The organism is Streptomyces cyaneofuscatus (assembly GCF_000718135.1).
Taxonomy (GTDB): Bacteria; Actinomycetota; Actinomycetes; order Streptomycetales; family Streptomycetaceae; genus Streptomyces; species Streptomyces cyaneofuscatus.
Genome location: NZ_JOEM01000019.1, coordinates 84,056 through 108,320 on the forward strand (window position 1 = coordinate 84,056; position 24,265 = coordinate 108,320).

Annotated in this window: 23 protein-coding genes; 18 read left to right on the top strand and 5 right to left on the bottom strand. The window is 72.1% G+C overall.

Going from position 1 to position 24,265, the window contains the following annotated elements; all coding sequences use genetic code 11:
- The first annotated feature begins 233 nt into the window (after positions 1-233).
- The gene (locus IF17_RS0127810) at positions 234-1,064 is read left to right on the top strand and encodes a sulfurtransferase (protein ID WP_030571430.1); all 831 of its coding nucleotides are present in this window, start codon (positions 234-236) and stop codon (positions 1,062-1,064) included.
- Between the two features lie 72 nt (positions 1,065-1,136).
- Here IF17_RS0127810 and sepH read toward each other — a convergent pair whose 3' ends face one another.
- Entirely contained in the window at positions 1,137-2,204 is a 1,068-nt protein-coding gene (gene sepH / locus IF17_RS0127815; protein ID WP_030571433.1) for a septation protein SepH, read from the bottom strand.
- A 495-nt stretch (positions 2,205-2,699) separates the two neighbouring features.
- On the opposite strand from sepH, the gene IF17_RS0127820 reads away from it, so the two are divergent.
- Complete coding sequence (locus IF17_RS0127820; RefSeq protein ID WP_078616061.1) at positions 2,700-3,893, top strand: hypothetical protein; 1,194 nt, start codon at positions 2,700-2,702, stop codon at positions 3,891-3,893.
- A 79-nt stretch (positions 3,894-3,972) separates the two neighbouring features.
- On the opposite strand, the gene IF17_RS0127825 is transcribed toward IF17_RS0127820, so the two are convergent.
- Positions 3,973-5,295: a D-arabinono-1,4-lactone oxidase gene (locus IF17_RS0127825; RefSeq protein ID WP_030571439.1), complete on the bottom strand. Its 1,323-nt coding sequence runs from the start codon at positions 5,293-5,295 to the stop codon at positions 3,973-3,975.
- Positions 5,252-6,499, bottom strand: a complete 1,248-nt coding sequence (locus IF17_RS0127830; RefSeq protein WP_030571443.1) for an MFS transporter — start codon at positions 6,497-6,499, stop codon at positions 5,252-5,254. Before IF17_RS0127830 ends, IF17_RS0127825 begins: the two co-directional genes overlap by 44 nt.
- Before the next feature lie 195 nt (positions 6,500-6,694).
- Here IF17_RS0127830 and IF17_RS0127835 point away from each other — a divergent pair, with 195 nt between their 5' ends.
- Positions 6,695-7,822: a ferrochelatase gene (locus IF17_RS0127835; protein ID WP_030571446.1), complete on the top strand. Its 1,128-nt coding sequence runs from the start codon at positions 6,695-6,697 to the stop codon at positions 7,820-7,822.
- A 31-nt stretch (positions 7,823-7,853) separates the two neighbouring features.
- Entirely contained in the window at positions 7,854-8,654 is an 801-nt protein-coding gene (locus IF17_RS0127840) for an inositol monophosphatase family protein (RefSeq protein WP_030571449.1), read from the top strand.
- A 105-nt stretch (positions 8,655-8,759) separates the two neighbouring features.
- Here IF17_RS0127840 and IF17_RS1000000139350 read toward each other — a convergent pair whose 3' ends face one another.
- Positions 8,760-8,933 carry a hypothetical protein gene (locus IF17_RS1000000139350; protein ID WP_015611953.1) on the bottom strand — a complete coding sequence of 58 codons (174 nt, stop codon included), beginning with the start codon at positions 8,931-8,933 and terminating at the stop codon, positions 8,760-8,762.
- Positions 8,934-9,282: 349 nt separating this feature from the next.
- Between IF17_RS1000000139350 and IF17_RS0127850 the strand changes: the two genes are divergently transcribed.
- The 4 genes from IF17_RS0127850 to IF17_RS0127865 all read left to right on the top strand — a co-directional run bounded on the left by IF17_RS0127850 (position 9,283) and on the right by IF17_RS0127865 (position 12,855).
- A complete protein-coding gene (locus IF17_RS0127850) occupies positions 9,283-9,936 on the top strand; it encodes a response regulator transcription factor (RefSeq protein ID WP_018516262.1) in 654 nt (217 codons plus the stop codon).
- Positions 9,937-9,941: 5 nt separating this feature from the next.
- Positions 9,942-11,183: a sensor histidine kinase gene (locus IF17_RS0127855; protein ID WP_030571452.1), complete on the top strand. Its 1,242-nt coding sequence runs from the start codon at positions 9,942-9,944 to the stop codon at positions 11,181-11,183.
- 405 nt (positions 11,184-11,588) lie between these two features.
- Positions 11,589-11,885, top strand: coding sequence for a DUF4193 domain-containing protein (locus tag IF17_RS0127860; protein ID WP_003965732.1), 297 nt, complete (start codon positions 11,589-11,591; stop codon positions 11,883-11,885).
- Positions 11,886-11,898: 13 nt separating this feature from the next.
- Positions 11,899-12,855, top strand: a complete 957-nt coding sequence (locus IF17_RS0127865) for a hypothetical protein (protein ID WP_030571455.1) — start codon at positions 11,899-11,901, stop codon at positions 12,853-12,855.
- A gap of 18 nt (positions 12,856-12,873) precedes the next feature.
- On the opposite strand, the gene IF17_RS0127870 is transcribed toward IF17_RS0127865, so the two are convergent.
- The gene (locus tag IF17_RS0127870; RefSeq protein WP_030571458.1) at positions 12,874-13,332 is read right to left on the bottom strand and encodes a DUF3093 domain-containing protein; all 459 of its coding nucleotides are present in this window, start codon (positions 13,330-13,332) and stop codon (positions 12,874-12,876) included.
- Positions 13,333-13,390: 58 nt separating this feature from the next.
- Here IF17_RS0127870 and IF17_RS0127875 point away from each other — a divergent pair, with 58 nt between their 5' ends.
- From IF17_RS0127875 to IF17_RS0127925, 10 genes are all read left to right on the top strand, one after another.
- Complete coding sequence (locus IF17_RS0127875) at positions 13,391-13,975, top strand: PaaI family thioesterase (RefSeq protein WP_018516258.1); 585 nt, start codon at positions 13,391-13,393, stop codon at positions 13,973-13,975.
- Positions 13,975-14,502, top strand: a complete 528-nt coding sequence (gene dut / locus IF17_RS0127880; RefSeq protein WP_015611958.1) for a dUTP diphosphatase — start codon at positions 13,975-13,977, stop codon at positions 14,500-14,502. The genes IF17_RS0127875 and dut overlap by 1 nt, the downstream gene beginning before the upstream one ends.
- A gap of 1 nt (position 14,503) precedes the next feature.
- Positions 14,504-15,271 carry a DUF3710 domain-containing protein gene (locus tag IF17_RS0127885; RefSeq protein ID WP_030571462.1) on the top strand — a complete coding sequence of 256 codons (768 nt, stop codon included), beginning with the start codon at positions 14,504-14,506 and terminating at the stop codon, positions 15,269-15,271.
- Positions 15,272-15,618: 347 nt separating this feature from the next.
- A complete protein-coding gene (gene kdpF / locus IF17_RS1000000137380) occupies positions 15,619-15,708 on the top strand; it encodes a K(+)-transporting ATPase subunit F (protein ID WP_032757140.1) in 90 nt (29 codons plus the stop codon).
- A 7-nt stretch (positions 15,709-15,715) separates the two neighbouring features.
- Positions 15,716-17,380, top strand: a complete 1,665-nt coding sequence (gene kdpA, locus IF17_RS0127900) for a potassium-transporting ATPase subunit KdpA (RefSeq protein WP_030571465.1) — start codon at positions 15,716-15,718, stop codon at positions 17,378-17,380.
- Entirely contained in the window at positions 17,377-19,485 is a 2,109-nt protein-coding gene (kdpB, locus tag IF17_RS0127905) for a potassium-transporting ATPase subunit KdpB (protein ID WP_030571468.1), read from the top strand. The genes kdpA and kdpB overlap by 4 nt, the downstream gene beginning before the upstream one ends.
- 6 nt (positions 19,486-19,491) lie before the next feature.
- Positions 19,492-20,163, top strand: a complete 672-nt coding sequence (locus IF17_RS0127910) for a potassium-transporting ATPase subunit C (protein ID WP_030571470.1) — start codon at positions 19,492-19,494, stop codon at positions 20,161-20,163.
- Between the two features lie 247 nt (positions 20,164-20,410).
- Positions 20,411-22,960 (top strand): sensor histidine kinase, encoded by a 2,550-nt coding sequence (locus IF17_RS0127915; RefSeq protein WP_030571474.1) that lies wholly within the window; start codon positions 20,411-20,413, stop codon positions 22,958-22,960.
- Between the two features lie 118 nt (positions 22,961-23,078).
- Positions 23,079-23,771, top strand: coding sequence for a response regulator (locus IF17_RS0127920; protein ID WP_030571476.1), 693 nt, complete (start codon positions 23,079-23,081; stop codon positions 23,769-23,771).
- 75 nt (positions 23,772-23,846) lie between these two features.
- Positions 23,847-24,263: an OB-fold nucleic acid binding domain-containing protein gene (locus IF17_RS0127925; protein ID WP_078616063.1), complete on the top strand. Its 417-nt coding sequence runs from the start codon at positions 23,847-23,849 to the stop codon at positions 24,261-24,263.
- Positions 24,264-24,265 lie beyond the last annotated feature (2 nt).

Consider the following 24,265-nt stretch of genomic DNA (forward strand, 5'->3'; position numbering starts at 1 on the left):
CTTGTCTCTCCTCGGACCGTTGTGTGGCCGGACGGGGGAACCGGGCGTATGCGGCCGTCCCGGGTCAGGACGCGGTCCGCACACTCCGTGCAGATGCTCGCACCACCCGGCGCCGGTACGGCCCCGGCCGCGCCGCGTTCTCCGGGTTCTCGACGGGCGAGGACCGCTTTGGTGCGGTATATCCGCCCAGGCGCCGGTACGGGTGCCACGGCCTCTGCGCGAGGATGGCACCCATGAAGCCCATCATCACCGCATCCGAATACGCGAGCGAGTCGGCGGGACCGCGGCCCCCGGTGCTCCTGGACGTCCGCTGGCAGTTGGGTGGTCCGCACGGCCGCCCCGACTACGAGGCCGGCCATCTGCCCGGCGCCGTCTTCGTCGACCTCGACACGGAACTGGCCGGCCCGGCGGGCAGCGGCGGCCGCCATCCCCTCCCGGACCCGGAGGCCTTCGGCGCCGTGATGCGCCGTGCCGGGGTCGGCCAGGACACCCCGGTCGTGGTGTACGACGGCGGGCAGGGCTGGGCCGCCGCGCGCGCCTGGTGGCTGCTGCGCTGGACGGGGCACGCGGACGTACGGGTCCTGGACGGCGGGCTCGCCGCGTGGACCGGTGACCTCTCCACCGAGATCCCGGAACCCGCCGAGGGCGATTTCCGGCCGAAGCCGGGCGCGCTGCCCACCCTGGACGCGGACGCGGCGGCCGCCCTGGCCCGCACCGGTCTGCTCCTGGACGCACGGGCGGCCGAGCGCTACCGGGGCGACGTCGAGCCGATCGACCGCGTCGGCGGCCACATCCCCGGAGCGGTCTCCGCCCCCACCACGGCAAACGTCGCGGAGGACGGCCGCTACCTTCCGGCCGAACGGCTCACCGAGCGGTTCACCGCGCTCGGAGCGGGGAAGGGCGACGGCCCCGTCGGCGTGTACTGCGGATCGGGAGTCTCCGGCGCCCACGAGGTGCTCGCCCTGGAGATCGCCGGAATCCGCGCCGCGCTCTACCCCGGCTCCTGGTCCGAGTGGTCCGCCGACCCCGCCCGCCCGGTCGCCACCGGCCCCGAGCCGGCCTGACCGGCGGGACGACGGAGAGGGGCCCGTACGCCATGGCGTACGGGCCCCTCTCCTGCTGACCGGCACTCCCGGTCAGTCCTGCTTCTTGCGGCGGGTGCCGAACACGATCTCGTCCCAGCTCGGCACGGCGGCACGGCGGCCCGGCCGGACCCCGTCAGCCTCGGCCTGACGGTCCGTCGTCCCGGTCAGCCGGTCGCGGTGACCGGCCACTGCCCGCGGCATCAGTACGTCCGCGTACGCCGCACCGGCACCGGCCGAGGCCGCGGCGGCGGGCGGCTCGTCCGCCTCGCTCTCCTCCACCGCGGGTTCGAGCGCAGGCGGCTCGGGCTGTATGGGCCGCTCCGGGACGACCATGTCACCGCGGAAGCTCGGCACCGCCTCCAGCAGGCTGGTCAGCGAGTCACGCTCACCGGCCGATGCGCTGCTCACGTACTCCTCAGGCTCGGATACCGGTGCGGGCCGCTCGGTGTGCCGCTCGATCTGCCGGTCGAGAGCGCGGTCCAGCGGCCGGTCGCGCGGCAGCCGGGCGATCCGGGGCACGAACGGGAAGCTCGGCTCGGGCGCCGCGCCGTCGCTCTCACCGATCAGCGAGCGCGCCTCGTCGTCCAGGGCCTGCACCAGCCGGCGCGGCGGGTCGTAGGACCAGCTCGCCGAGTGCGGTTCGCCCGCTACCCGGTAGACGAGGAGGACCTCCCAGGTGCCGTCGTCGCGGCGCCAGGAGTCCCACTGGACGGTCTCCTTGTCGGCGCCGCGCAGCAGCAGCCGCTCCTGCACCGCCTCGCCGAGCTGGGGGCCGGTGTTCTCGCCGGGACGGCGCACGGGAGTCTTCCGGGCCCGCTCGGCCATGAAGGCGCGCTCCGCGAGCACGGGGCCCTCGAAGCGGCGGACACGGTCGACCGGGATGCCGGCGAACTGGGCGACCTCCTCCGCGGAGGCACCGGCCCGTATGCGGGCCTGGATGTCGCGGGGGCGGAGGTGGCTCTCCACCTCGATCTCGATCTGGCCGAGCCGAGCGCGGTCGTTGCGCACGGCGGCGCGCAGCCGCTCATCGATCGGAAGCGTGTATTCCGTGCTGTCGGCAGCCTTGAGCACCAGTCGTGTGCCGTCGTTGGAGACGGCCACGACACGCAGTTCGGGCATGGGGACCTCCCGGGTGGTGCCTGCCGACGTCACGTGCGTCGCTGCTTCCGCTAGTCGAGTGTGACCTGCCCGGGTGCAGCCTGCCACAACCTTGCCAAGTTGCCCGGCGTGTCGGGCGCTCGCCCTGGAACGCCGCCATGGCACGGTTGTCTCTTGCGTCCCAAAGTGACCGATTTGGTCGCTCTGTACGGCAAGTGTCCGTGCCATGCCTTGGCGCTGCCCGGTTCGAGTGCCGCTGCCGGCCCCCTCCCGTGGCTGCGGATTCCGGTGTGGGAGTCCGCCCCAGGGCTCGTACGGTACTCCATTCGGGCCACTTGGGTGGACCGGCGCGCCGCCGAACTTCTCGGGGGGTGCGGGAGTTGGGGTACCCGGTTCCCCGCGAAATGCCCCTGATGCGTGTTGTGCTTCACACAATCGCCGGAAACGGAACTATCCACTTCGCTCATTTGTCCCTTCCTGTTGCATGGTGGGAGAGATGTCAAGCAGGGGCTGGTAATGGTTCAGAAGCCGGAAAGTGACACAGAACCCAAGGAAAGGCGCATAGATCTGAGTCTGCCGCAGGTCGCCGGGAGTGCCGTGGCGGCCGTCGCGGCAGCCGTGGCGGCCTCGCAGCTGGGCGTGTACGGCACCATCGCCGGGGCCGGCGTGATGAGCGTCGTCGCCACCTGCGGCGGCTCCGTCTTCCAGCACTTCTTCCGCCGCACCGGCGAGCAGATCCGCGAGGTGACGGTCCAGGTGACCCACCCGGAGGGCCGCCAGGTGACGGTGCACACCAAGGAGACGACGCCCGCGGGGCGCAGAGGCGCCGAGCGCCGGACGGAACCGGAGCAGGCGTCGGCCCCGACGGACGACGCCACCACGGTGCTGCCCACGGTCGATCCGGGCGCGGTGCCGGAGGTGCTGGCGGAGGGGGAGAGCACACAGCTGCTGACGCCGGTCCCCGACACCGACCGGACACAGCTGCTGGACCTCGGCGACGAGCGCACCCGGATGCTGCGGGCGTGGCCCGGCCCCGGAGCGGGCGCCGGATCCGACCCGGACCGTACGCAGTTGCTGCCGCAGGCCGGAAAGGGCCCGGCGGCCACCGATGCCACCGCCACCGACGCGACCGACGAGGCGTTCACCGAAGGCACCACCCACGGCACCCGGCTGCGCGGCTGGAAGCGCCCCGCGCTCGCGGCCGCCGCGGTCTTCGCCGTGTCCATGGCCGGGATCACCGCCTTCGAGGTGTTCTCGGGCAACGACCTCAGCGGCGGCAAGGGGACCACCCTCGGTTCCGTCGTACGCGGGGGAGGTGGCGGAGACCGCGATTCCGGCCCGGCCGATCCCACGCCCTCCGGTGAGACCGGCCAGGACGGGGGAGAGGACCAGCGGCAGACGCCCGGCGACGGCGACGAGGACGGCACCGGCACCGGTTCCGCCCCGGCCACCGACCCGGGCGACGGCAACAGCCAGAGCCCGGACCCCGGTACGGGAACGGGCGGCGAGAAGCCGGACACCGGATCCACCCCCACGCCGACGCCCTCCGGCTCCGGCGACGGGCAGACCACGCCCCCGCCGACGCCGACCCCGTCCGCCCCCGACGGCGGCGCGACCGGGGCCCCCGACCCGACGACCGCCCCGGGCACCGGCGGCGCCGCCGGCCAGGGCGAGCAGGCCCCGCCCGCCGACGGCACCGGCGGCGAGTGACGACGTACCGCGTACCGCGTACCGCAGGAAACGCCTCGGCCCCCTTGAAGCGTCAAGGGGGCCGAGGCGTTGCGGGAGATCAGTCGCCGAGGACGCGCCGCAGGTAGTCGTTGCCGAACATCCGGTCCGGGTCGAGCCGGTCGCGTACGGCGGTGAACTCGCCGAAGCGCGGGTAGACCTCCGCCAGATAGGCCGCGTCCCGGGTGTGGATCTTGCCCCAGTGCGGGCGGCCGGAGTGCGCGGTCATGATCCGCTCGACCGCCGTGAAATAGGAGCGGTGGGGCGTGCCCTTGTAGAGGTGGACGGCGATGTACGCGCTGTCGCGGCCCGAGGCCGTCGAGAGGGCCATGTCGTCGGCGGGCGCGGTGCGCACCTCGACCGGGAAGCTGATCTTCAGCGGGGAGCGCTCGACCATCGCCTTCAGCTCCCGTAGCGCCGCCACGGCCTGCTCGCGCGGAACGGCGTACTCCATCTCCACGAACTTCACCCGGCGCGGGCTGGTGAACACCTTGTACGGGATGTCGGTGTAGGTCCGGGCCGAGAGGGCACGGCTGGAGAGCTTGGCGATCGAGGGAATGGCCGGCGGGATCGCCCTGCCGACCGAACAGGCCACCTGGAAGATGCCGTTGGAGAGCAGCTCGTCGTCGATCCAGCTGCTCACCCTGGAGGGCGGGGCGGCCGGGCCCGCACTGCGGTTGTTGCGCTTGGTGTTGCAGTTGCCGGTGTGCGGGAACCAGTAGAACTCGAAGTGCTCGTTCTCGGCGACCAGCTGGTCGAAGTCGCCCGTCACCCGGTCGAAGGTCATCGGCTCCTCACGGGCGGTCAGCAGGAAGACCGGCTCCACGGCGAGGGTGACCGCGGTGATCACCCCGAGGGCGCCGAGCCCGACCCGGGCGGCGGCGAACACCTCCGGGTTCTCCTGCTCCGAGCAGACCAGCACGGTGCCGTCGGCGGTGACCAGCTCCAGGGCGCGGATCTGGGCGGATATCGACGCCGAGTCCCGGCCGGTGCCGTGCGTCCCGGTGGAGGTCGCCCCGGCGATCGTCTGCTCCATGATGTCGCCCATGTTCGTGAGCGAGAGCCCCTCACGGGCGAGCGCGGTGTTGAGGCGCTTGAGCGGAGTGCCCGCCTCCACGGTGACGGTCATGGTGGTGCGGTCGATGTCCCGGATGCCGGTGAGCAGGTCCGGGCGTATCAGCACGCCGTCGGTGGCGGCGGTCGCCGTGAAGGAGTGGCCGGTGCCGACCGGCTTCACCTTCAGGCCGTCCTCGTTCGCCCGGCGCAGTACGTCGACGAGCTCGTCCACGGACGCGGGGGACTCGGTCCTGGCGGGCCGGGCGGTGACGGTCCCCGCCCAGTTACGCCACGCGCTCGTCGTCGTCCGTGCGTAGGTGTCGGTCATCTTCCCCGCGCCCTCCCGTAGGAACCGGCTTCGCCAGCCGGCGATACCCCAGGAACGCCACCGCCGCCGCGAGCGCTCCCGCCGCGACGGGCACCGCGTACCCCGCCTTCGCCCCGGCGGCGTCGACCACCCAGCCGGCGGCCGAGGAGCCGAGCGCCACTCCGACCGCGAGCCCGGTACTGGTCCAGGTCATGCCCTCGGTCAGCTTGGTGCGCGGTACGTGCGCTTCGACGAGGGCCATGGTGGTGACCATCGTCGGTGCGATGGCGAGGCCCGCGACAAAGAGCGCCACGGCCAGCAACGTAAGGTTCCCGGCCAGTTGGAGGGGGATCATACTCACGGCCATCGCGCAGACCCCCACCAGCCACCTGGTCGCGGGCTTCCCCTTCAGGTGCAGCAGCCCGAAGACGGCCCCCGCGAGGCAGGAACCGAGCGCGTAGACGGCCAGCACGAGGGAGGCCGCGGCCTTGTGGCCGCGCTCCTCGGCGAAGGCCACGGTCACCACGTCGACGGCCCCGAAGATCGCGCCCGTCGCCACGAAGGTGATCACCAGGACCTGGAGGCCGGGCGAGCGCAGCGCCGAGCCGCCCGTGTGCTGGGACTTGGGGTGCGGGATGGGCTCGGTGGCGCGCTGGGCGGTCAGCCAGAAGACCCCGACCAGCAGGAACGCGGCGGCGATCAGCGGACCGGCCTCCGGGAACCAGGCGGTGGAGAGCCCGATCGAGATGATCGGCCCGAAGATGAAGCAGACCTCGTCGACGATCGACTCCCAGGAGTACGCCGTATGCAGCTCACGGCTGGAACCCCGGTAGATCGCCGCCCAGCGGGCCCGGACCATCGACCCCACGCTCGGCACACAGCCCGCGCCCGCCGCGAAGACGAACAGCGTCCAGTCCGGCGCCCCCTGCTGGGCACAGATCAGAAGTCCCGCCACCGCCGCCACCGAGACCAGCGTGAAGGGGCGCAGGACCCGACGCTGCCCGTACCGGTCGACCAGGCGCGAGACCTGCGGACCGAAGACCGCGGCCGCCATGGCGAGGGTCGCGGTGAGCGCCCCGGCCAGCCCGTAGCGCCCGGTGAGCTGGGAGATCATGGTCACGACGCCGATGCCCATCATGGACAGCGGCATGCGGCCGAAGAAGCCTGCGGCGGAGAACCCCTTGGAGCCGGGGGCGGCGAAGATGGCGCGGTAGGGGCTGGGCAAGGGGACTCCGGTCGTGCCTGTCATGCGTGTAGCGGGCTGATACAGCTTACGGCCGGGCGGCGGCGCTGGACACCGGATTTCGGAGCGTCCGGGGGAGTGGAACGGGCGTACGGCCGCCGGAGCTTCCGGCTCTTGCCGACGGGGCGTCGGATGTCGGTTGCCGCGCTGTCGGCGGCGGGTGGCAGGATCGATGCCATGTCCGATCTGCGCGATTCCGCTCCTTACGACGCCCTGCTGCTGCTCTCCTTCGGCGGTCCCGAGGGCCCGGACGACGTGGTCCCGTTCCTGGCGAACGTGACCCGCGGCCGGGGTATCCCCGAGGAACGGCTCAAGGAGGTCGGGCAGCACTACTTCCTCTTCGGCGGGGTCAGCCCGATCAACGCCCAGAACCGTGCCTTGCTGGACGCCCTGCGCAAGGACTTCGCCGACCACGGCCTGGACCTGCCGGTCTACTGGGGCAACCGCAACTGGGCGCCGTACCTCACCGACACCCTGCGCGAGATGACCGCCGACGGGCACCGCCGCATCGCCGTCCTCGCCACCAGCGCGTACGCCTCGTACTCGGGCTGCCGCCAGTACCGTGAGAACCTCGCCGAGTCGCTGGCCGCCCTGGAGGCGGAGGGCCTCGACGTGCCGCGCGTGGACAAGCTGCGCCACTACTTCAACCACCCCGGCTTCGTGGAGCCCATGGTGGACGGGGTGCTCGCCTCCCTCGCCGATCTGCCCGAGGACGTCCGCTCCGGCGCCCACCTGGCCTTCACCACGCACTCCATCCCGACCTCCGCCGCCGACGCCTCGGGGCCGGTGGAGGCGCACGGCGAGGGCGGCGCGTACGTCGCGGAGCACCTGGACGTGGCCCGGCTGATCGTCGAGGCGGTGCGCGAGGAGACCGGCACCGACCACCCCTGGCAGCTCGTCTACCAGTCCCGCAGCGGCGCCCCGCACATCCCGTGGCTGGAGCCCGACATCTGCGACCACCTGGAGACCCTGCACGGCGAGGGCGTCCCCGCGGTCGTGATGGCGCCCATCGGCTTCGTCTCCGACCACATGGAGGTCCTGTACGACCTCGACACCGAGGCCACCGCGAAGGCCGCCGAGCTCGGGCTGCCGGTCCGCCGGTCCGCGACGGTGGGCGACGACCCGCGCTTCGCCGCCGCCGTACGGGACCTGCTCCTGGAGCGCGCGGCGCGTGAGCGGGGGCGTGAGGTGAAGCCGTGCGCGCTGGGCTCCCTCGGCCCGTCCCACGACCTCTGTCCGGTCGGCTGCTGCCCGGCCAGGGCCCCCAAGCCCGCGGCGGCGGGCGCCGACAGCCCGTACGCGTAGCCCGTACGCACCGACCACCTCTGGGAGCACCGTGACCGACCCCGCCCTGACCGAACTGCTCGACCTCGCCCTGGAGGCCGCGCGCCGCGCCGGAGCCCTGCTGCGCGACGGCCGCCCCGCCGACCTGGGGGTGGCCGCGACCAAGTCCAGTCCCATCGACGTCGTCACCGAGATGGACATCGCCGCGGAGAAGCTGATCACCGGCTACCTCTCCGACTTCCGCCCCGACGACGGCTTCCTCGGCGAGGAGGGGGCCAGCTCCCCGGGCTCCACCGGCATCCGCTGGGTCATCGATCCGCTCGACGGCACCGTGAACTACCTGTACGGCCTGCCGACCTGGGCGGTCTCCATCGCCGCCGAACGCGACGGCGAGCGGGTCGTGGGCGTCGTCGAGGCCCCGATGCGCCGGGAGACCTGCCAGGCGGTCCTGGGCGGCGGTGCGTACGCGAACGGCAACGCCCTGCGCTGCCGCCCCGCCCCGCCGCTCGACCAGGCCCTCGTCTCGACCGGCTTCAACTACGTCAGCGACGTCCGCGCCCACCAGGCGGACGTCGCCCAGCAGCTGATCCCCAGGCTGCGGGACATCCGGCGCAGCGGCTCCGCGGCCGTCGACCTCTGCGATGTGGCGGCGGGCCGGCTGGACGGCTTCTACGAGCGCGGGCTGCACCCCTGGGACCTGGCCGCGGGCGACCTCATCGCCCGGGAGGCGGGCGCGCTGACCGGCGGCCGCCCCGGGCTGCCCGCCGACGGCGACCTCATGGTGGCCGCCACCCCGGGCGTCTTCGAGCCGCTGCAGGCCGCCCTGGAGGAGCTGGGCGCCTGGCACGACTGACAGCCCTGCCCGGCCCGAACGCCCTGGTGGGAGCTGTGAGGGCCGCACGGCACAGCAGAGGGCCCCGGTGCCGTTGTCGGCATCCGGGGCCCTCTGTCGTACGGCTCAGACGCTTGTGGCGCCAATTTCCACGCCGTGCTCGGCCGCGAGGCGGTGCAGGTCGTCCAGCTCGCCCTGCTCGACGTCCGCCAGGAAGTCGTCGCCGTCCTCGCGAGCCCGCGTGAGGTCGGACTCGGTGCTCTTGATGCGTTGCAGCAGACCTGCGGTGAAAGCGTCCATGATGCGCCCCCTCATCGTGGGTCGGTGGCACGGGGGTGTGCCCGGGATACCTCAGGCCGGGGAGCCGGAGGAGCGGGTGATCTCGCCGCTCTCCGGGGAACGGAGACGGGGCCGTGGAATGCCACGGGCCGGGGCGTGATCGCGGGTGTGAACCCCTCATCCCCACACGCAGTCTCAGAGAAACCTCAACTGACCGGTAATTCCGCCCCCTTCCCCGGGCTCGGGGGCCGCAGCGCCGTCTTACCGCCGGTTTATACGCGTTGCGGGCAGGATGGACGCACACAGTCGGCCTCCCTCGGGGGCCGTTCGCTGTGTGAACCCGTAGAAGGACCTAGGGAAGGACTGCGCTGTGCGCGTACTCGTCGTCGAGGACGAGCAGCTGCTCGCCGATGCGGTGGCCACCGGACTGCGCCGGGAGGCCATGGCCGTCGACGTCGTCTACGACGGTGCCGCGGCTCTGGAGCGCATCGGGGTCAACGACTACGACGTCGTCGTACTGGACCGGGACCTTCCGCTGGTGCACGGCGACGACGTCTGCCGCAAGATCGTCGAGCTCGGCATGCCCACCCGGGTGCTCATGCTCACCGCCTCCGGTGACGTCAGCGACCGCGTCGAGGGCCTGGAGCTGGGCGCCGACGACTATCTGCCCAAGCCCTTCGCCTTCAGTGAGCTGACCGCCCGGGTCCGCGCGCTGGGCCGCCGTACGACGGTGGCGCTGCCGCCCGTCCTGGAGCGGGCCGGCATCAAGCTCGACCCGAACCGGCGCGAGGTCTTCCGGGACGAGGTGGAGATCCAGCTCGCCCCCAAGGAGTTCGCGGTGCTGGAGGTCCTGATGCGCAGCGAGGGCGCCGTCGTCTCGGCGGAGCAGCTGCTGGAGAAGGCCTGGGACGAGAACACCGACCCCTTCACCAACGTGGTGCGGGTCACGGTCATGACGCTCCGCCGCAAGCTCGGCGAACCGCCCGTCATCGTCACCGTGCCGGGCTCCGGATACCGGATCTGAGGACCATGGCCGCCACCCCGCCGCCCTCCACGGCGCCCCCCAAGCCCACCTGGGAGCCCAAGCAGCAGGAGCCCCCGTACCCCTGGCTGCGCCCGACCATCCGGATACGGCTCACGCTGCTGTACGGCGGGATGTTCCTGATCGCGGGCATCCTGCTGCTCTCGATCATCTACATGCTGGCCGCGCAGGCCCTCCACGACGCGGGGAGCCTGGAGTTCAAGGTCGGCGGCAACAACGTGCTGATCGCGAGCGACACCTGTCCGCAGCTCGGCGCCGCGACCAACAACGACCAGCTGAACGAGACCATCAAGGCGTGCACGGCGGCACAGCGGCAGCACGCGCTGGACAGCCTGCTGAACCGGGCGCTCCTCGCCCTGGTCGGCCTCAGCGTGATCGCCTTCGCCTTCGGCTACGCCATGGCCGGACGCGTCCTCTCGCCGCTCGGCCGGATCACCCGGACCGCACGCCGGGTGGCCGGCACGGACCTCACCCGGCGGATCGAGCTGGACGGCCCGGACGACGAGCTCAAGGAGCTTGCTGACACCTTCGACGACATGCTGGACCGGCTGGAGCGGGCGTTCACCGCGCAGCAGCGGTTCGTCGGCAACGCCTCGCACGAGCTGCGCACCCCGCTGGCGATCAACCGCACGCTGCTGGAGGTCCATCTCTCCGATCCGGAGGCACCACCGGAGCTCCAGCAGCTCGGGAAGACGCTGCTGGCCACCAACGAACGCAGTGAGCAGCTGGTCGAGGGGCTGCTGCTGCTGGCCCGCAGCGACAACCAGATCGTGGAGCGCAAACCGGTCGACCTCGCCGAGGTCGCCGACCGTGCCATCGACCAGGCCAGGGCGGAGGCGGTGGCGCGGAAGGTGGAGATCCGCGGTGAGCGGTCGGCCGCCGTCGTGCAGGGCAACGGGGTCCTGCTGGAGCGGATCGCGCTGAACCTCGTACAGAACGCCGTGCGCTACAACGTGGCCGAGGACGGCTGGGTGGAGGTCGAGACCTCCCTCCAGCCCGGCCAGGCCCTGCTGGTCGTCTCGAACACCGGCCCCGTGGTGCCGGCGTACGAGATCGACAATCTCTTCGAGCCCTTCCGGCGGCTGCGTACGGAGCGGACGGGCAGCGACAAGGGGGTCGGACTCGGCCTGTCGATCGCACGATCCGTCGCGCGGGCCCACGGAGGCCGTATCATCGCGGAGCCCCGCGAAGGCGGCGGTCTCGTGATGCGCGTCACCCTGCCGGTCTGAGAGGCTGCACGGTGTGATTCTGCACCGAATCTTCATGTTCGCTTTGGGCGGAATTTTCAGGACCCGTTCCCGGGCGGGTCGTGTGTGATCGATCACAGGGCCCGTTTTCGGGTCATCCACTCTCCGTGATCGCGCGTCGTTCGGAAAGCCGGTAATCGTCCGGGTTTTCGGAGGGGGTTATCACGGGAAGTACACGGGGTGGCGCCTGTGAACTGCACAGTCGGGACCGTGTACGGTCCCCATCGCCACCCAAGCCGAGCCTCGCCGAGGCGGCCGGTTGGGTGTCGATTGAGTAACAGACCTTGATGTGAGGCAAAATCTCCGCCTCAGGTCGGGCACAAGTCCGGCCTCTCACGCGTTACGTGCGCTGAGACACCCGTAGACACCCAAGAGGGGGAGAGCGACATGGCAACGGATTACGACACCCCACGCAAGACCGACGACGACGTGGACCAGGACAGCCTCGAAGAGCTCAAGGCTCGTCGGAGCGACAAGACGGCATCCGCCGTCGACGTCGACGAATTCGACGCGGCCGAAGGCCTCGAGCTGCCCGGCGCGGACCTCTCCAACGAGGAGCTGGCCGTCCGGGTCCTGCCCAAGCAGGCCGATGAGTTCACCTGCATGAGCTGCTTCCTGGTGCACCACCGCAGCCAGCTGGCCCGCGAGAAGAACGGTCAGCCCATCTGCCGCGACTGCGACTGAGGTCGGGTCGGCCATGGCAGGCGACACACCGTTCCGGAAGCGGCGCCCCTGGCGTCGGCACGGGCCGGAGGCGAACGAGGGCGGCCCAGGCCCGGCAGCAGGCGTCAGCCCGTCTGCCGAGCGGTCCGCCGCCCTGCCGGACCCCTCCGGTGTTTCCGGTACCTCCGACGACGAGCGGGGCCGTTCGGCCTCGCTCGAAGTGGCGGGGGCGGCAGACCTGCCGGACCGGAGCGGAGAGAGTGACCAGGCGGAGCCCACGACCGGGGCAGGCCGCCTGCACGCAGTGAAACGGGGGGTGCGCAAGGGCGGGGAGAGCGCCCGTGCCCTGGCCGGCCAGCTGGCCGACCGGATCATCGAAACAGCTCCCCGCGTCCCGGTGCGCGATCTCGCCACCCTGCGCAAGCAGTTCCCCGGGCTGGGGCCCGAGGAGCTCGCCGACAAGCTGGTGGCGGGCGCGAGCCGGGCCAGCGCCACCGTCGGCGCGGGCATCGGAGCGGCCGCCATGCTGCCCGTACCGCCCGCCATGCTCGCCGAGCTGGCGGCCGAGGTCACCGGCGTCGCCGCGGTCGAGATGAAGCTCGTCGCCGAGCTCCACGAGGTCTACGGCCTCCGCCCGCCGGGCAACCTCGCCCAGCGCTCCACCGCGTATCTGACGTCCTGGACCGAGGAGCGCGGCATCGACGTCACCCGGCCCACCACACTCAACGCGGCCCTGGGCGGCCAGATGAAGCGCGAGCTGCGCCAGCAGATCACCAAGCGCATGGCCCGCAATCTGCCCAACCTGATCCCGTTCATGATCGGCGCCGCCGTCGGCGCCACGATGAACCGCCGCGACACCCGCAAGCTCGCCGACCGGATCAGGAACGACCTGCGCAGGCAGCAGATCCCCTGGGACCGGCTCGCCGAGCTGCCCCCGCTGGAGCGGCCCGCCGTACCGGTGGTGCTGCCCAAGGAGATCGAGGGGGCCTGACCGGCTTCCGTAAGGCTCTCAGGCCGCCGGAACCGCCGTCAGCGCCGCCGCCAGGCCCTTCGGGTCCCGGGTGGAGAGGAAGACGTACGGAGTCGGGTCCTGCGGATCCATGACCTCCACCCGCACCGCCGTCCCCACATAGCTGCGCAGCAGCATGAAGGCGCGCGCGTCCGCCTTGTGCGTGCGCCAGGCGTACGCATCCTCGGCGTCCAGCACCTCGGGCTCCCCGAGCGCCGAGAGCGGAATGCGGGCGTCCCCCGCCACCAGCGCCCCGGCCACCACCCGGATCCGGGCGGAGCCGTAACTGCTCACCGCGGCCGCGGCGGCCGCCGTGCCGCCGACCAGCCCGGCGAGCATCGGCAGGGCCCCGAGCGGCAGAAGCATCAGCGCACAGGCGACACCGATCCCGAAGGCGATGAACCACCAGGAACGGGGAGCGGTGAGACGTTCGTCGAAGGGCGGTGCGGAAGGCTGCATGGGGCCAAGCTTGGCACGGCGGGACCGGCACACCGCCGCGCGGGTAAGGTCTGCGCCTGTGAGTGGAACATCAGCAGCTCTGACACCCCCGGCCGACGCCGTCGCCCCGGTCCGGCACCCTGACGCCCCCGCCCCCGGGGAACTCCTCGGCGCGCACTACGAGCACTGTTTCGGCTGCGGCGAGGGGCAGCCGCACGGCCTGCACCTGGCGGCGCGGGCCGGCGAGGGCGTGAGCGTGACCGCCGAGTTCACCGTCAGGCCCGCCCACCAGGGCGCCCCCGGCCTCGCCCACGGCGGCGTGCTCGCCACGGCGCTGGACGAGACGCTCGGCTCGCTGAACTGGCTGCTGCGCACAATCGCGGTGACCGGACGGCTGGAGACCGACTTCGTGCGCCCCGTCCCGGTGGACACCGTGCTGCACCTCGACGCGCGCATCACCGCCGTGCACGGCCGGAAGATCTACTCCACGGCCACCGGCCGGATCGGCGGCCCCGAGGGCCCCGTCGCGGTGCGGGCCGACGCCCTGTTCATCGAGGTCAAGGTGGACCACTTCATCGAGAACGGGCGGCCCGCCGAGATCCAGGCGGCCATGGCCGACCCGGACCAGGTCAAGCGTGCCCGAGCCTTCGAGGTGAACCCCTGATGCGCAGCCCCGTCGACGTACTGATCCGCCTGCTCGACCCGGACGTGCCGATTCCGGCGTACGGACACCCGGGGGACGCCGGGGCCGACCTGGTGACCACCGAGGCCGCCGAACTCGCCCCCGGCGAGCGCGTGGTGCTGCCCACCGGGGTCTCGATCGCCCTGCCCGACGGGTACGCCGCCTTCGTGCACCCCCGCTCCGGCCTCGCGGCCCGCTGCGGAGTGGCCCTCGTGAATGCCCCAGGGACGGTTGATGCCGGGTACCGTGGGGAGATCAAGGTGATTGTGGTCAACCTGGATCCGCGCGAGAGCGTGCGATTCGAACGGTTCGACCGGATTGCCCAACTGGTTGTCCAGCAGGTCGAGAAGGTGCGCTTCCACGAGGTGGCGGAACTTCCCGGCTCGGCGCGGGCCGAAGGGGGCTTCGGGTCCACCGGCGGCCACGCGGCGGTGGACGTCGCCGAGGGCGGGATCACCCACGGTGGGAACAGCTACGCTTCGGTCGTATCCGACCGGGAAGGACAGTGACGTGTTCGGACGTCGCAAGAAGAGTGGTTCCGCCGAGGACGCGGCGGACGAGGTGCGCGAGACCGAGCAGGTCGCCGACGAGGGCACCGACGGGGCCGCCGCAGGCGCCCGGCGGTCGAACCTTCCGCCGGCCCCCCGGCCCGACGGGCCCTGGGACCTCTCCGAGGTCTCCCAGCCCGGCGAGGGCCGGGTCGACCTGGGCGGCATCTTCGTGCCCGGTGTCGAGGGCATGGAGCTGAGGGTCGAGGTGGCCGGGGACGCGATCGTCGCCGCCACCGTCGTGCTCCGCGACAGCGCGGTCCAGCTGCAGGCCTTCGCGGCCCCCAAGCGGCAGGGCATCTGGGGCGAGGTCCGCGAGGAGATCGCCTCCGGCATCACCCAGCAGGGCGGCATCATCGACGAGGTCGAGGGCCCGCTGGGCTGGGAGCTGCGCGCGCAGGTCCCCGTACAGCTCCCGGACGGCACCAACGGTGTCCAGCTGGTGCGCTTCGTCGGCGTCGACGGCCCCCGCTGGTTCCTGCGCGGAGTCATCTCCGGCCAGGGCGCGGTCCAGCCGGAGGCCGCGGGCCTGCTGGAGACGATCTTCCGGGACACCGTGGTGGTCCGCGGAGAGGGCCCGATGGCCCCCCGCGACCCGATCGTCCTGAAGCTCCCCAACGACGCCCAGATGGTGCCCGAGGGTGTCCAGCAGGAGGAGCAGGAGGGCTCGAAGTTCTCCGGCGGCATGGGCCAGCTCCAGCGCGGACCGGAGATCACCGAGGTCCGCTAGCGGTACAGAGCGGTACGTCACCACAGCATCGCGGCCGGTGGGCCGCACCCCTGCCCGGGGTGCGGCCCACCGGCCTTTCCGCGTCTCCCGTCCCGTCCCGGCCCGGTCCGCCGGCCGAGGGCGCGTATGGGGCGCGTATCGGGCACGTACGAGGAACATCAAGAGCCGGGCCGCTGCCGTAAGGAGACTGTCAACGCCGCTGGTGGGAGCCGTTCTCGGCGGTTTGCTCAGGGGGTCCGAGAAACCGAACCTCCCTAGGAGCACACGATGGCCGACCTGGCCTTCGTCGCCACCACGATCGCGGTCTTCGCGCTGGTGGCCCTCATCGCCCGAGCGGTGGGCAAGCTGTGACCGCCGAGAACACCGTCGGCCTGATCGTGGCCGTCGCCCTGCTGGGCTACCTCGTCCTCGCCCTCCTCCACCCGGAGAGGTTCTGAGCCCGAGATGAGCCCCTTCCTCGCCGGTCTGCTCCAGCTGCTCGCCCTGGTCGCGGCACTGGGCCTGGCCTACCGTCCCCTCGGCGACCACATGGCCCGGGTCTACACCTCCACCCGCCACCTGCGGGCCGAGAGGTGGATCTACCGGGCCATCGGCGCCGACCCGTCGGCCGAGATGCGCTGGCCCGCCTATCTGCGCGCGGTCCTCGCCTTCTCCTTCGTCGGCGTCCTGCTCCTCTACGCGCTCCAGCGGGCGCAGGGTCTCCTGCCCGGCTCCCTGGGCTTCGCCTCGATCGACCCCGACCAGGCGTTCAACACCGCCGCCTCCTTCGTCACCAACACCAACTGGCAGTCGTACGCCGGTGAACAGGCCATGGGCCACCTCGTGCAGACCGGCGGCCTGGCGGTGCAGAACTTCGTCTCCGCCGCCGTCGGCATGGCCGTCGCCGTGGCCCTCGTACGCGGCTTCGCCCGGACCCGCACCGGGGAGCTCGGCAACTTCTGGACCGACCTGGTGCGCGGCACCGTACGCGTCCTGCTGCCGATATCCGTGGCCGGCGCCCTGGCCCTGGTCGCCTGCGGGGCCGTCCAGAACTTCTCCGGCATCCACGGCGTCGGCCAGTTCCTCGGCACCACCCAGCAATGGAACGGCGGCGCCGTCGCCTCGCAGGAGGCCATCAAGGAACTGGGCACCAACGGCGGCGGCTACTTCAACGCCAACTCCGCCCACCCCTTCGAGAACCCCACACCGCTCTCCAACCTGTTCCAGATCTTCCTCATCCTGCTCATCCCGACCGCGCTGACCCGCACCTTCGGCCGGATGACCGGTTCGCTGAAGCAGGGGTACGCGCTCCTCGCCACGATGGCGGTCATCTGGACCGGCTTCACGGCGCTGATGCTGTGGACCGAATCCGCCCACCGGGGAGCGGCCTTCGAGATCGCGGGCGGTGCCATGGAGGGCAAGGAGACCCGCTTCGGGATCGCCGGCTCGGCGCTCTTCGCGGTCGCCACGACGCTGACCTCGACCGGAGCGGTGAACTCCTTCCACTCCTCGTACACCGGGTTCGGCGGCGGCATCACGATGCTGGGCATGCAGCTCGGCGAGATCGCCCCCGGCGGGGTCGGCTCCGGTCTCTACGGCATGCTGATCATGGCGGTCATCGCGGTGTTCATCGCCGGTCTCATGGTCGGACGGACCCCGGAGTACCTGGGCAAGAAGATCGGCATCCGGGAGATCAAGCTCGCCGCCTGCTACCTCCTCGTCACCCCGGCGCTGGTCCTCGGCCTCACCGCCGTGGCCATGGCCCTGCCCACGCCCCGCGAGTCGATGGCGAACGCGGGACCGCACGGCTTCTCCGAGATCCTCTACGCCTACACCTCGGCCGCCAACAACAACGGCTCCGCCTTCGCCGGGCTGGCCGCCGACACCCCGTGGTTCAACACCACCCTCGGCATCGCGATGCTGCTCGGCCGCTTCCTGCCGATCGTCCTCGTCCTGGCCCTGGCCGGCTCACTGGCCGAACAGAGGTCCGTCCCCGCCACCAACGGCACCCTCAGCACCCACAAGCCGCTGTTCAGCGGGGTGCTCCTCGCCACGATCCTGATCGTCACCGGACTCACCTACTTCCCGGCCCTGGCACTGGGCCCGCTGGCTGAAGGGCTCGCGTCATGAGCACGCTCACCGACCCCCGTACGGCGCTACAGGCGCCGCAGGTCGATCACGGGCCCGCCGGGACCCGCGTCGGCTCCGGGACCCTGGACCCCCGGCTGATGCTCCGGTCCCTGCCCGACGCGGTACGCAAGCTGGACCCCCGGGTGATGGTGAAGTCCCCGGTGATGTTCGTCGTCCTGATCGGCTCGGTGCTCACCACCGTGCTCGCGGCGCTGGAGCCGGGCGACTGGTTCGGCTGGGCGATCACCGGCTGGCTCTGGCTCACCACGCTCTTCGCCAATCTGGCGGAGGCGGTCGCGGAGGGGCGTGGGAGGGCGCAGGCCGAGACCTTGCGCCGGGCCAGGACCGACACCGTCGCCCGCCGCGTCACGGGCTCCGGTTCCGGCTTCGGTGAGGAACGGGTCGCCGGAACGGAGCTGCGCATCGGGGACCTGGTGGTCTGCGAGGCCGGGGACACCGTCCCCGGGGACGGCGACGTGGTGGAAGGCGTCGCCTCCGTGGACGAGTCCGCCATCACCGGTGAATCGGCACCGGTCATCCGGGAGTCCGGCGGCGACCGCTCGGCCGTCACCGGCGGTACGAAGGTGCTCTCCGACCGCGTCGTCATCAGGATCACCACCAAGCCGGGGGAGACGTTCATCGACCGGATGATCGGCCTGGTCGAGGGCGCGGCACGGCAGCGGACGCCCAACGATATCGCCCTGAACATCCTGCTGGCCTCCCTCACGATCGTCTTCCTGCTGGCCGTCGTCTCGCTCCAGCCGTTCGCGGTGTACGCGGGCGCCGAGCAGTCGATGATCGTGCTGACGGCCCTGCTGGTCTGCCTGATCCCCACCACCATCGGCGCTCTGCTCTCCGCCATCGGCATCGCGGGCATGGACCGCCTCGTCCAGCGCAACGTGCTGGCCATGTCGGGGCGCGCGGTCGAGGCGGCGGGCGACGTGTCGACGCTGCTTCTCGACAAGACCGGCACCATCACCCTCGGCAACCGGCAGGCGGCCGCGTTCGTCCCGGTGGCGGGGGTGAGCGAGGCGGAACTTGCCGGGGCCGCACGCCTCTCCTCGCTCGCCGACGAGACCCCGGAGGGCCGGTCCATCGTCGCCCTCGCGGACGAGCGCCACGGGCCGTACGGGCCGGAGGCGCGGGCGGACGGCGCGGAGTGGATCGCCTTCACCGCGCGGACCCGGATGTCCGGGGTGGACCTGGACGACCGCCGGGTCCGCAAGGGCGCGGCCCGTTCCGTCACCACCTGGGTGCGGAGCCGGGGCGGCGAGGTGCCCGGTGACGCGGGCGAGATCGCGGACCGGATCGCGGCGGCGGGCGGTACGCCGCTGCTGGTGGCCGTCGAGGACGCGCACGGGACCCGGGTCCTGGGCGTCGTCCACCTCAAGGACGTCGTGAAGGAAGGGATGCGGGAACGGTTCGGCGAGCTGCGCCGCATGGGCATCCGTACGGTGATGATCACCGGCGACAACCCGCTGACCGCTCGGGCCGTCGCCGAGGAGGCGGGCGTCGACGACTTCCTGGCCGAGGCCACGCCCGAGGACAAGATGGCCCTCATCAAGCGGGAGCAGGCCGGCGGACGGCTGGTCGCGATGACCGGGGACGGCACCAACGACGCCCCCGCGCTCGCCCAGGCCGATGTCGGCGTCGCGATGAACACCGGCACCTCGGCCGCCAAGGAGGCCGGGAACATGGTCGACCTGGACTCCGACCCCACCAAGCTCATCGAGATCGTCCGGATCGGCAAGCAGCTCCTGATCACCCGGGGCGCCCTGACCACGTTCTCCATCGCCAACGACGTGGCCAAGTACTTCGCGATCATCCCGGCCATGTTCGCCGTGGCCTACCCGTCGCTGGACCGCCTCAACATCATGCGCCTGGCCTCGCCCGAGTCCGCGATCCTCTCGGCCGTCGTCTTCAACGCGCTGATCATCGTGGTGCTCGTCCCGCTGGCCCTGAAGGGCGTCCGCTACCGGCCCGCAGGCGCCGACGCGATGCTGCGGCGCAACCTCGGGCTCTACGGGCTCGGCGGCCTGATCGCCCCCTTCATCGGCATCAAACTCCTCGACCTGCTCATCTCCCTCATCCCCGGAATCGGCTGATCCGCCATGACCCACACCTACGCCGGCACCACCGCCCGGCTGCTCGGAGCCGGGCTGCGCGCCCTGCTCGTCCTCACCCTGGTCTGCGGCGTCCTCTACCCGCTGGCCGTCACCGGAGCGGCCCAGGCCCTCCTTCCCGGCCGGGCCGACGGCTCGGAGATCACCGCCGGCGGCCGTACCGTCGGCTCGGAGCTCATCGGCCAGCGCTACGACCTCCCGGCACGGAAGGGCGGCGAGGCGCCCGCACCCGACCTCCGGTGGTTCCAGCCCCGCCCGTCCGCCGGGCTCTCCACCAACGGCGTCAACACCCGGTACGACCTCCTCGTCTCCGGCGCCTCCAACCTCGCCGGCGACAACGAGGAGCTGATCGGCCGGGTGAAGGCCGCCCAGGAAGCCGTCGTCGCCGACAACTCCGTACCGGGCCACCGCGTCCGCCCCCAGGACGTCCCCCCGGACGCCGTCACCTCCTCCGGGTCCGGCCTCGACCCGCACATCTCCCCGGCCTACGCCGAGCTCCAGGTCCGCCGGGTCGCCGCCCGCAACCACCTGGACGCCGAGCGGGTGGCGGAGCTGGTCGCGCACCACACCGAGGGGCGGACCCTCGGCTTCGTCGGAGAGCCCCGGGTGAACGTCCTGCGGCTAAACATCGCCCTGCGGGAGCTGGCGGACGCCCGCTGAGCGGCCCCACACCGTTCCGCGGGACCGGACCGGCGCCCGCCTGACCGGTCCCTGACGCTGACCTGCCGGAAGCGGGCAGGTCAGCGTCAGGGCTGCGTCGATGCCATCAGGGTTGCGTCAATACGGCCCCCACCTGCGCTCCCAGGTCCCGGAGCCACGGATTCGCGGAGTAGCGTCGTGAGCGGCAGCCGCACCCGGCGCCATCGGCCACCGGCACGGACGGCCGCAGGAAGAAGACAATGGGGCCATGGGACGCGGCACACTCCGGATCTACCTCGGCGCGGCACCGGGCGTCGGCAAGACGTACGCGATGCTGGCCGAGGCCCACCGCAGGGTCGAGCGCGGCACCGACTGCGTGGTGGCCCTCGTGGAGCACCACGACCGGCCGCGTACCGAGGTGATGCTGCACGGTCTGGAACAGATCCCGCGTTCCGAGATCGACTACCGCTCCGCCGTCTTCACCGAGATGGACGTCGACGCCGTCCTGGAGCGCGCGCCCGCCGTGGCCCTGGTGGACGAACTGGCCCACACCAACGTGCCCGGCTCCCGCAACGCCAAGCGCTGGCAGGACGTCGAGGAGCTTCTGCGGGCCGGGATCGACGTCATATCCACGGTCAACATCCAGCACCTGGAGTCGCTGGGCGACGTGGTCGAGTCGATCACCGGCGTACGCCAGCAGGAGACCGTCCCGGACGAGGTGGTGCGCCGGGCCGACCAGATCGAGCTGGTCGACATGTCGCCCCAGGCGCTGCGCCGCCGGATGGCGCACGGCAACATCTACCAGCCCGACAAGCTGGACGCCGCCCTCTCGAACTACTTCCGCCCCGGCAACCTGACCGCCCTGCGCGAGCTGGCCCTCCTGTGGACCGCCGACCGGGTCGACGAGTACCTCCAGCAGTACCGGGGCGAGCACAACATCCGCACCACCTGGCAGGCCCGCGAACGCATCGTCGTCGGCCTCACCGGCGGCCCCGAGGGCCGCACGCTCATCCGCCGCGCCTCCCGGATGGCCGCCAAGGGCTCCGGCAGCGAGATCCTCGCCGTCTACATCGCGCGCAGCGACGGGCTGACCTCCGCGTCGCCCAAGGAGCTGGCGGTCCAGCGCACCCTGGTCGAGGACGTCGGCGGGACGTTCCACCACGTCATCGGCGACGACATCCCCGCCGCCCTCCTGGAGTTCGCCCGCGGCGTCAACGCCACCCAGATCGTGCTGGGCTCCAGCCGCCGCAAGACCTGGCAGTACATCTACGGCCCCGGAGTCGGCGCCACCGTCGCCCGGGAGTCCGGGCCCGACCTGGACGTCCACATCGTCACCCACGAAGAGGTCGCCAAGGGCCGTGGCCTGCCCATCGCGCGCGGCGCCCGGCTCGGGCGGGCCCGGATCGTGGGGGGATGGCTGGTGGGCGTCGGGGGGTCCGTTCTGCTCGCCCTGCTTCTGCTCAGCCTGGAGAACGGCCCCGGCCTCGCCAACGACGTCCTGCTCTTCCTCTTCCTGACCGTCGCCGCGGCGCTGCTCGGCGGATTGCGGCCCGCGCTCGCCTCGGCCGCCGTCGGCACCCTGCTTCTGAACTACTGGTTCACCCCGCCGACCCATACTCTGACCGTCCAGGACCCGGAGAACTTCGTCGCCATCGTGATCTTCTTCGCGGTGGCGGTGGCGGTCTCCTCGGTGGTGGACCTGGCGGCCCGCCGTACCCACCAGGCCGCCCGGCTGCGCGCCGAGTCGGAGATCCTCTCCTTCCTGGCGGGCAGCGTGCTGCGCGGGGAGACCGCGCTGGACGCGCTGCTGGAGCGGGTCCGCGAGACCTTCGCGATGGAGTCGGTCGCCCTGCTGGAGCGGGCCAGCGACGTCGACCCGTGGACCTGCGCCGGGTCGGTCGGGCCCGCCCCGGTCGCCCGGCCCGACGACGCGGACGTGGACATGCCGGTCGGCGACAACATGGCGCTCGCGCTCTCCGGCCGGGTGCTGCCCGCCGAGGACCGCCGGGTGCTCGGCGCCTTCGCCGCCCAGGCGGCCGTCGTCCTGGACCGCCAGCGCCTGGTCTCCGAGGCCGACCGGGCCCGCAGGCTCGCCGAGGGCAACCGGATCAGGACCGCGCTGCTCGCCGCCGTCAGCCATGACCTGCGCACCCCGCTCGCCGGGATCAAGGCCGCCGTCAGCTCGCTGCGCTCCGACGACGTGGCCTGGTCGCCGGAGGACGAGGCAGAGCTCCTCGAAGGCATCGAGGACGGCGCCGACCGGCTCGACCACCTGGTCGGCAACCTGCTGGACATGTCCCGCCTCCAGACCGGCACCGTGACCCCGCTGATCCGCGAGATCGACCTCGACGAGGTGGTGCCGATGGCGCTCGGCGGGGTCCCCGAGGGCAGCGTCGACCTGGACATCCCCGAGACGCTGCCCATGGTCGCCGTCGACCCGGGACTGCTGGAGCGGGTCGTCGCCAACGTCGTCGAGAACGCCGTCAAGTACAGCCCCGGCGGGGAGCCCATCGCGGTGGCCGCCAGCGCGCACGGCGAACGCGTCGAGCTCCGGGTCGTCGACCGGGGGCGCGGCGTCCCCGACGAGGCCAAGGAGCGGATCTTCGAGCCCTTCCAGCGGTACGGTGACGCCCCGCGCGGCGCCGGGGTGGGCCTCGGCCTCGCGGTCTCCCGGGGCTTCGCCGAGGCCATGGGCGGCACCCTGGACGCCGAGGACACGCCTGGTGGCGGGCTGACCATGGTCCTGACGCTGACGGCCGCACCGGGCCGGGAGCAGGTCCAGGACCGGGCGGCGCTCCCGGCCGAGGCCACCTCATGACGGACCCGCCGCGCACGGTCCCGCCACCTGACGACGGTCCCGCCCGCCTGAAGCCCGCCCCCTCCTCCCCGTACAGCCCCTCCCCGTACAGCTCCTCCCGCAGAAAGGCAGGTCCGCGATGACCCGGGTGCTTGTGGTCGACGACGAGCCGCAGATCGTACGCGCCCTCGTGATCAACCTGAAGGCCCGCAAGTACGAGGTCGACGCCGCGCCCGACGGGGCGACCGCCCTCCAGCTCGCCGCCGCCCGCCACCCCGACGTCGTGCTCCTGGACCTCGGGCTGCCCGACATGGACGGGGTCGAGGTGATCAAGGGCCTGCGCGGCTGGACCCGGGTCCCGATCCTCGTCCTCTCCGCGCGCCACACCTCCGACGAGAAGGTGGAGGCGCTGGACGCGGGCGCCGACGACTACGTCACCAAGCCCTTCGGCATGGACGAGCTGCTGGCCCGCCTGCGCGCCTCGGTACGCCGCTCGGAACCGGTCGGCCAGGACATCGGCGAGGACCTCGCGATCGTGGAGACGGCCGGCTTCACCGTCGACCTGGCGGCCAAGAAGGTGCACCGCGCCGGCCGCGACGTACGGCTGACCCCCACCGAGTGGCACCTGCTGGAGGTCCTCGTCCGCAACGGCGGCCGCCTGGTCAGCCAGAAACAGCTCCTCCAGGAGGTCTGGGGGCCCTCCTACGGCACCGAGACCAACTATCTGCGGGTCTACATGGCCCAGCTCCGCCGCAAGCTGGAGGCGGACCCCTCGCACCCCCGCCACTTCGTCACCGAGCCGGGCATGGGCTACCGCTTCGAGCGTGACTGACGCTCACCGGCTCACCCTTTCGAGTGGTCCACCCAGGCCTCAGTACACAGCCCGCAGGACCGGTACCCTTCGGGTATGAGTGCTGTTCCCCGACACGAGAAGGCCGGCAGGGCGGAGAGGCCTTCCGGGCGCTTCCGCCGTATGCTCGACCGGCTCTCCAGTTCCCAGGAGGACCTGGAGTCCCAGGAGCTGCGGGAGGACACCCAGGCCACCGGGTGCACCCGGATATCCGAGTGCACCGACCGCCAGATCGTGAAGGTGGCTGGTACGTTGCGGACCGTCACCCTCCGACCCCGTGCCGGAGTGCCCGCCCTGGAGGCGGAGCTCTTCGACGGCACCGAGCCGCTGGACGTGGTCTGGCTGGGCCGGCGCTCCATCGTCGGCATAGAGCCCGGCCGCCGGATCATCGCCTCGGGCCGGGTCGCCATGAGTCACGGGCGCCGGGTGCTGTTCAACCCCACATACGAACTCCGACCGCTCGGCAAGGAGTAGCC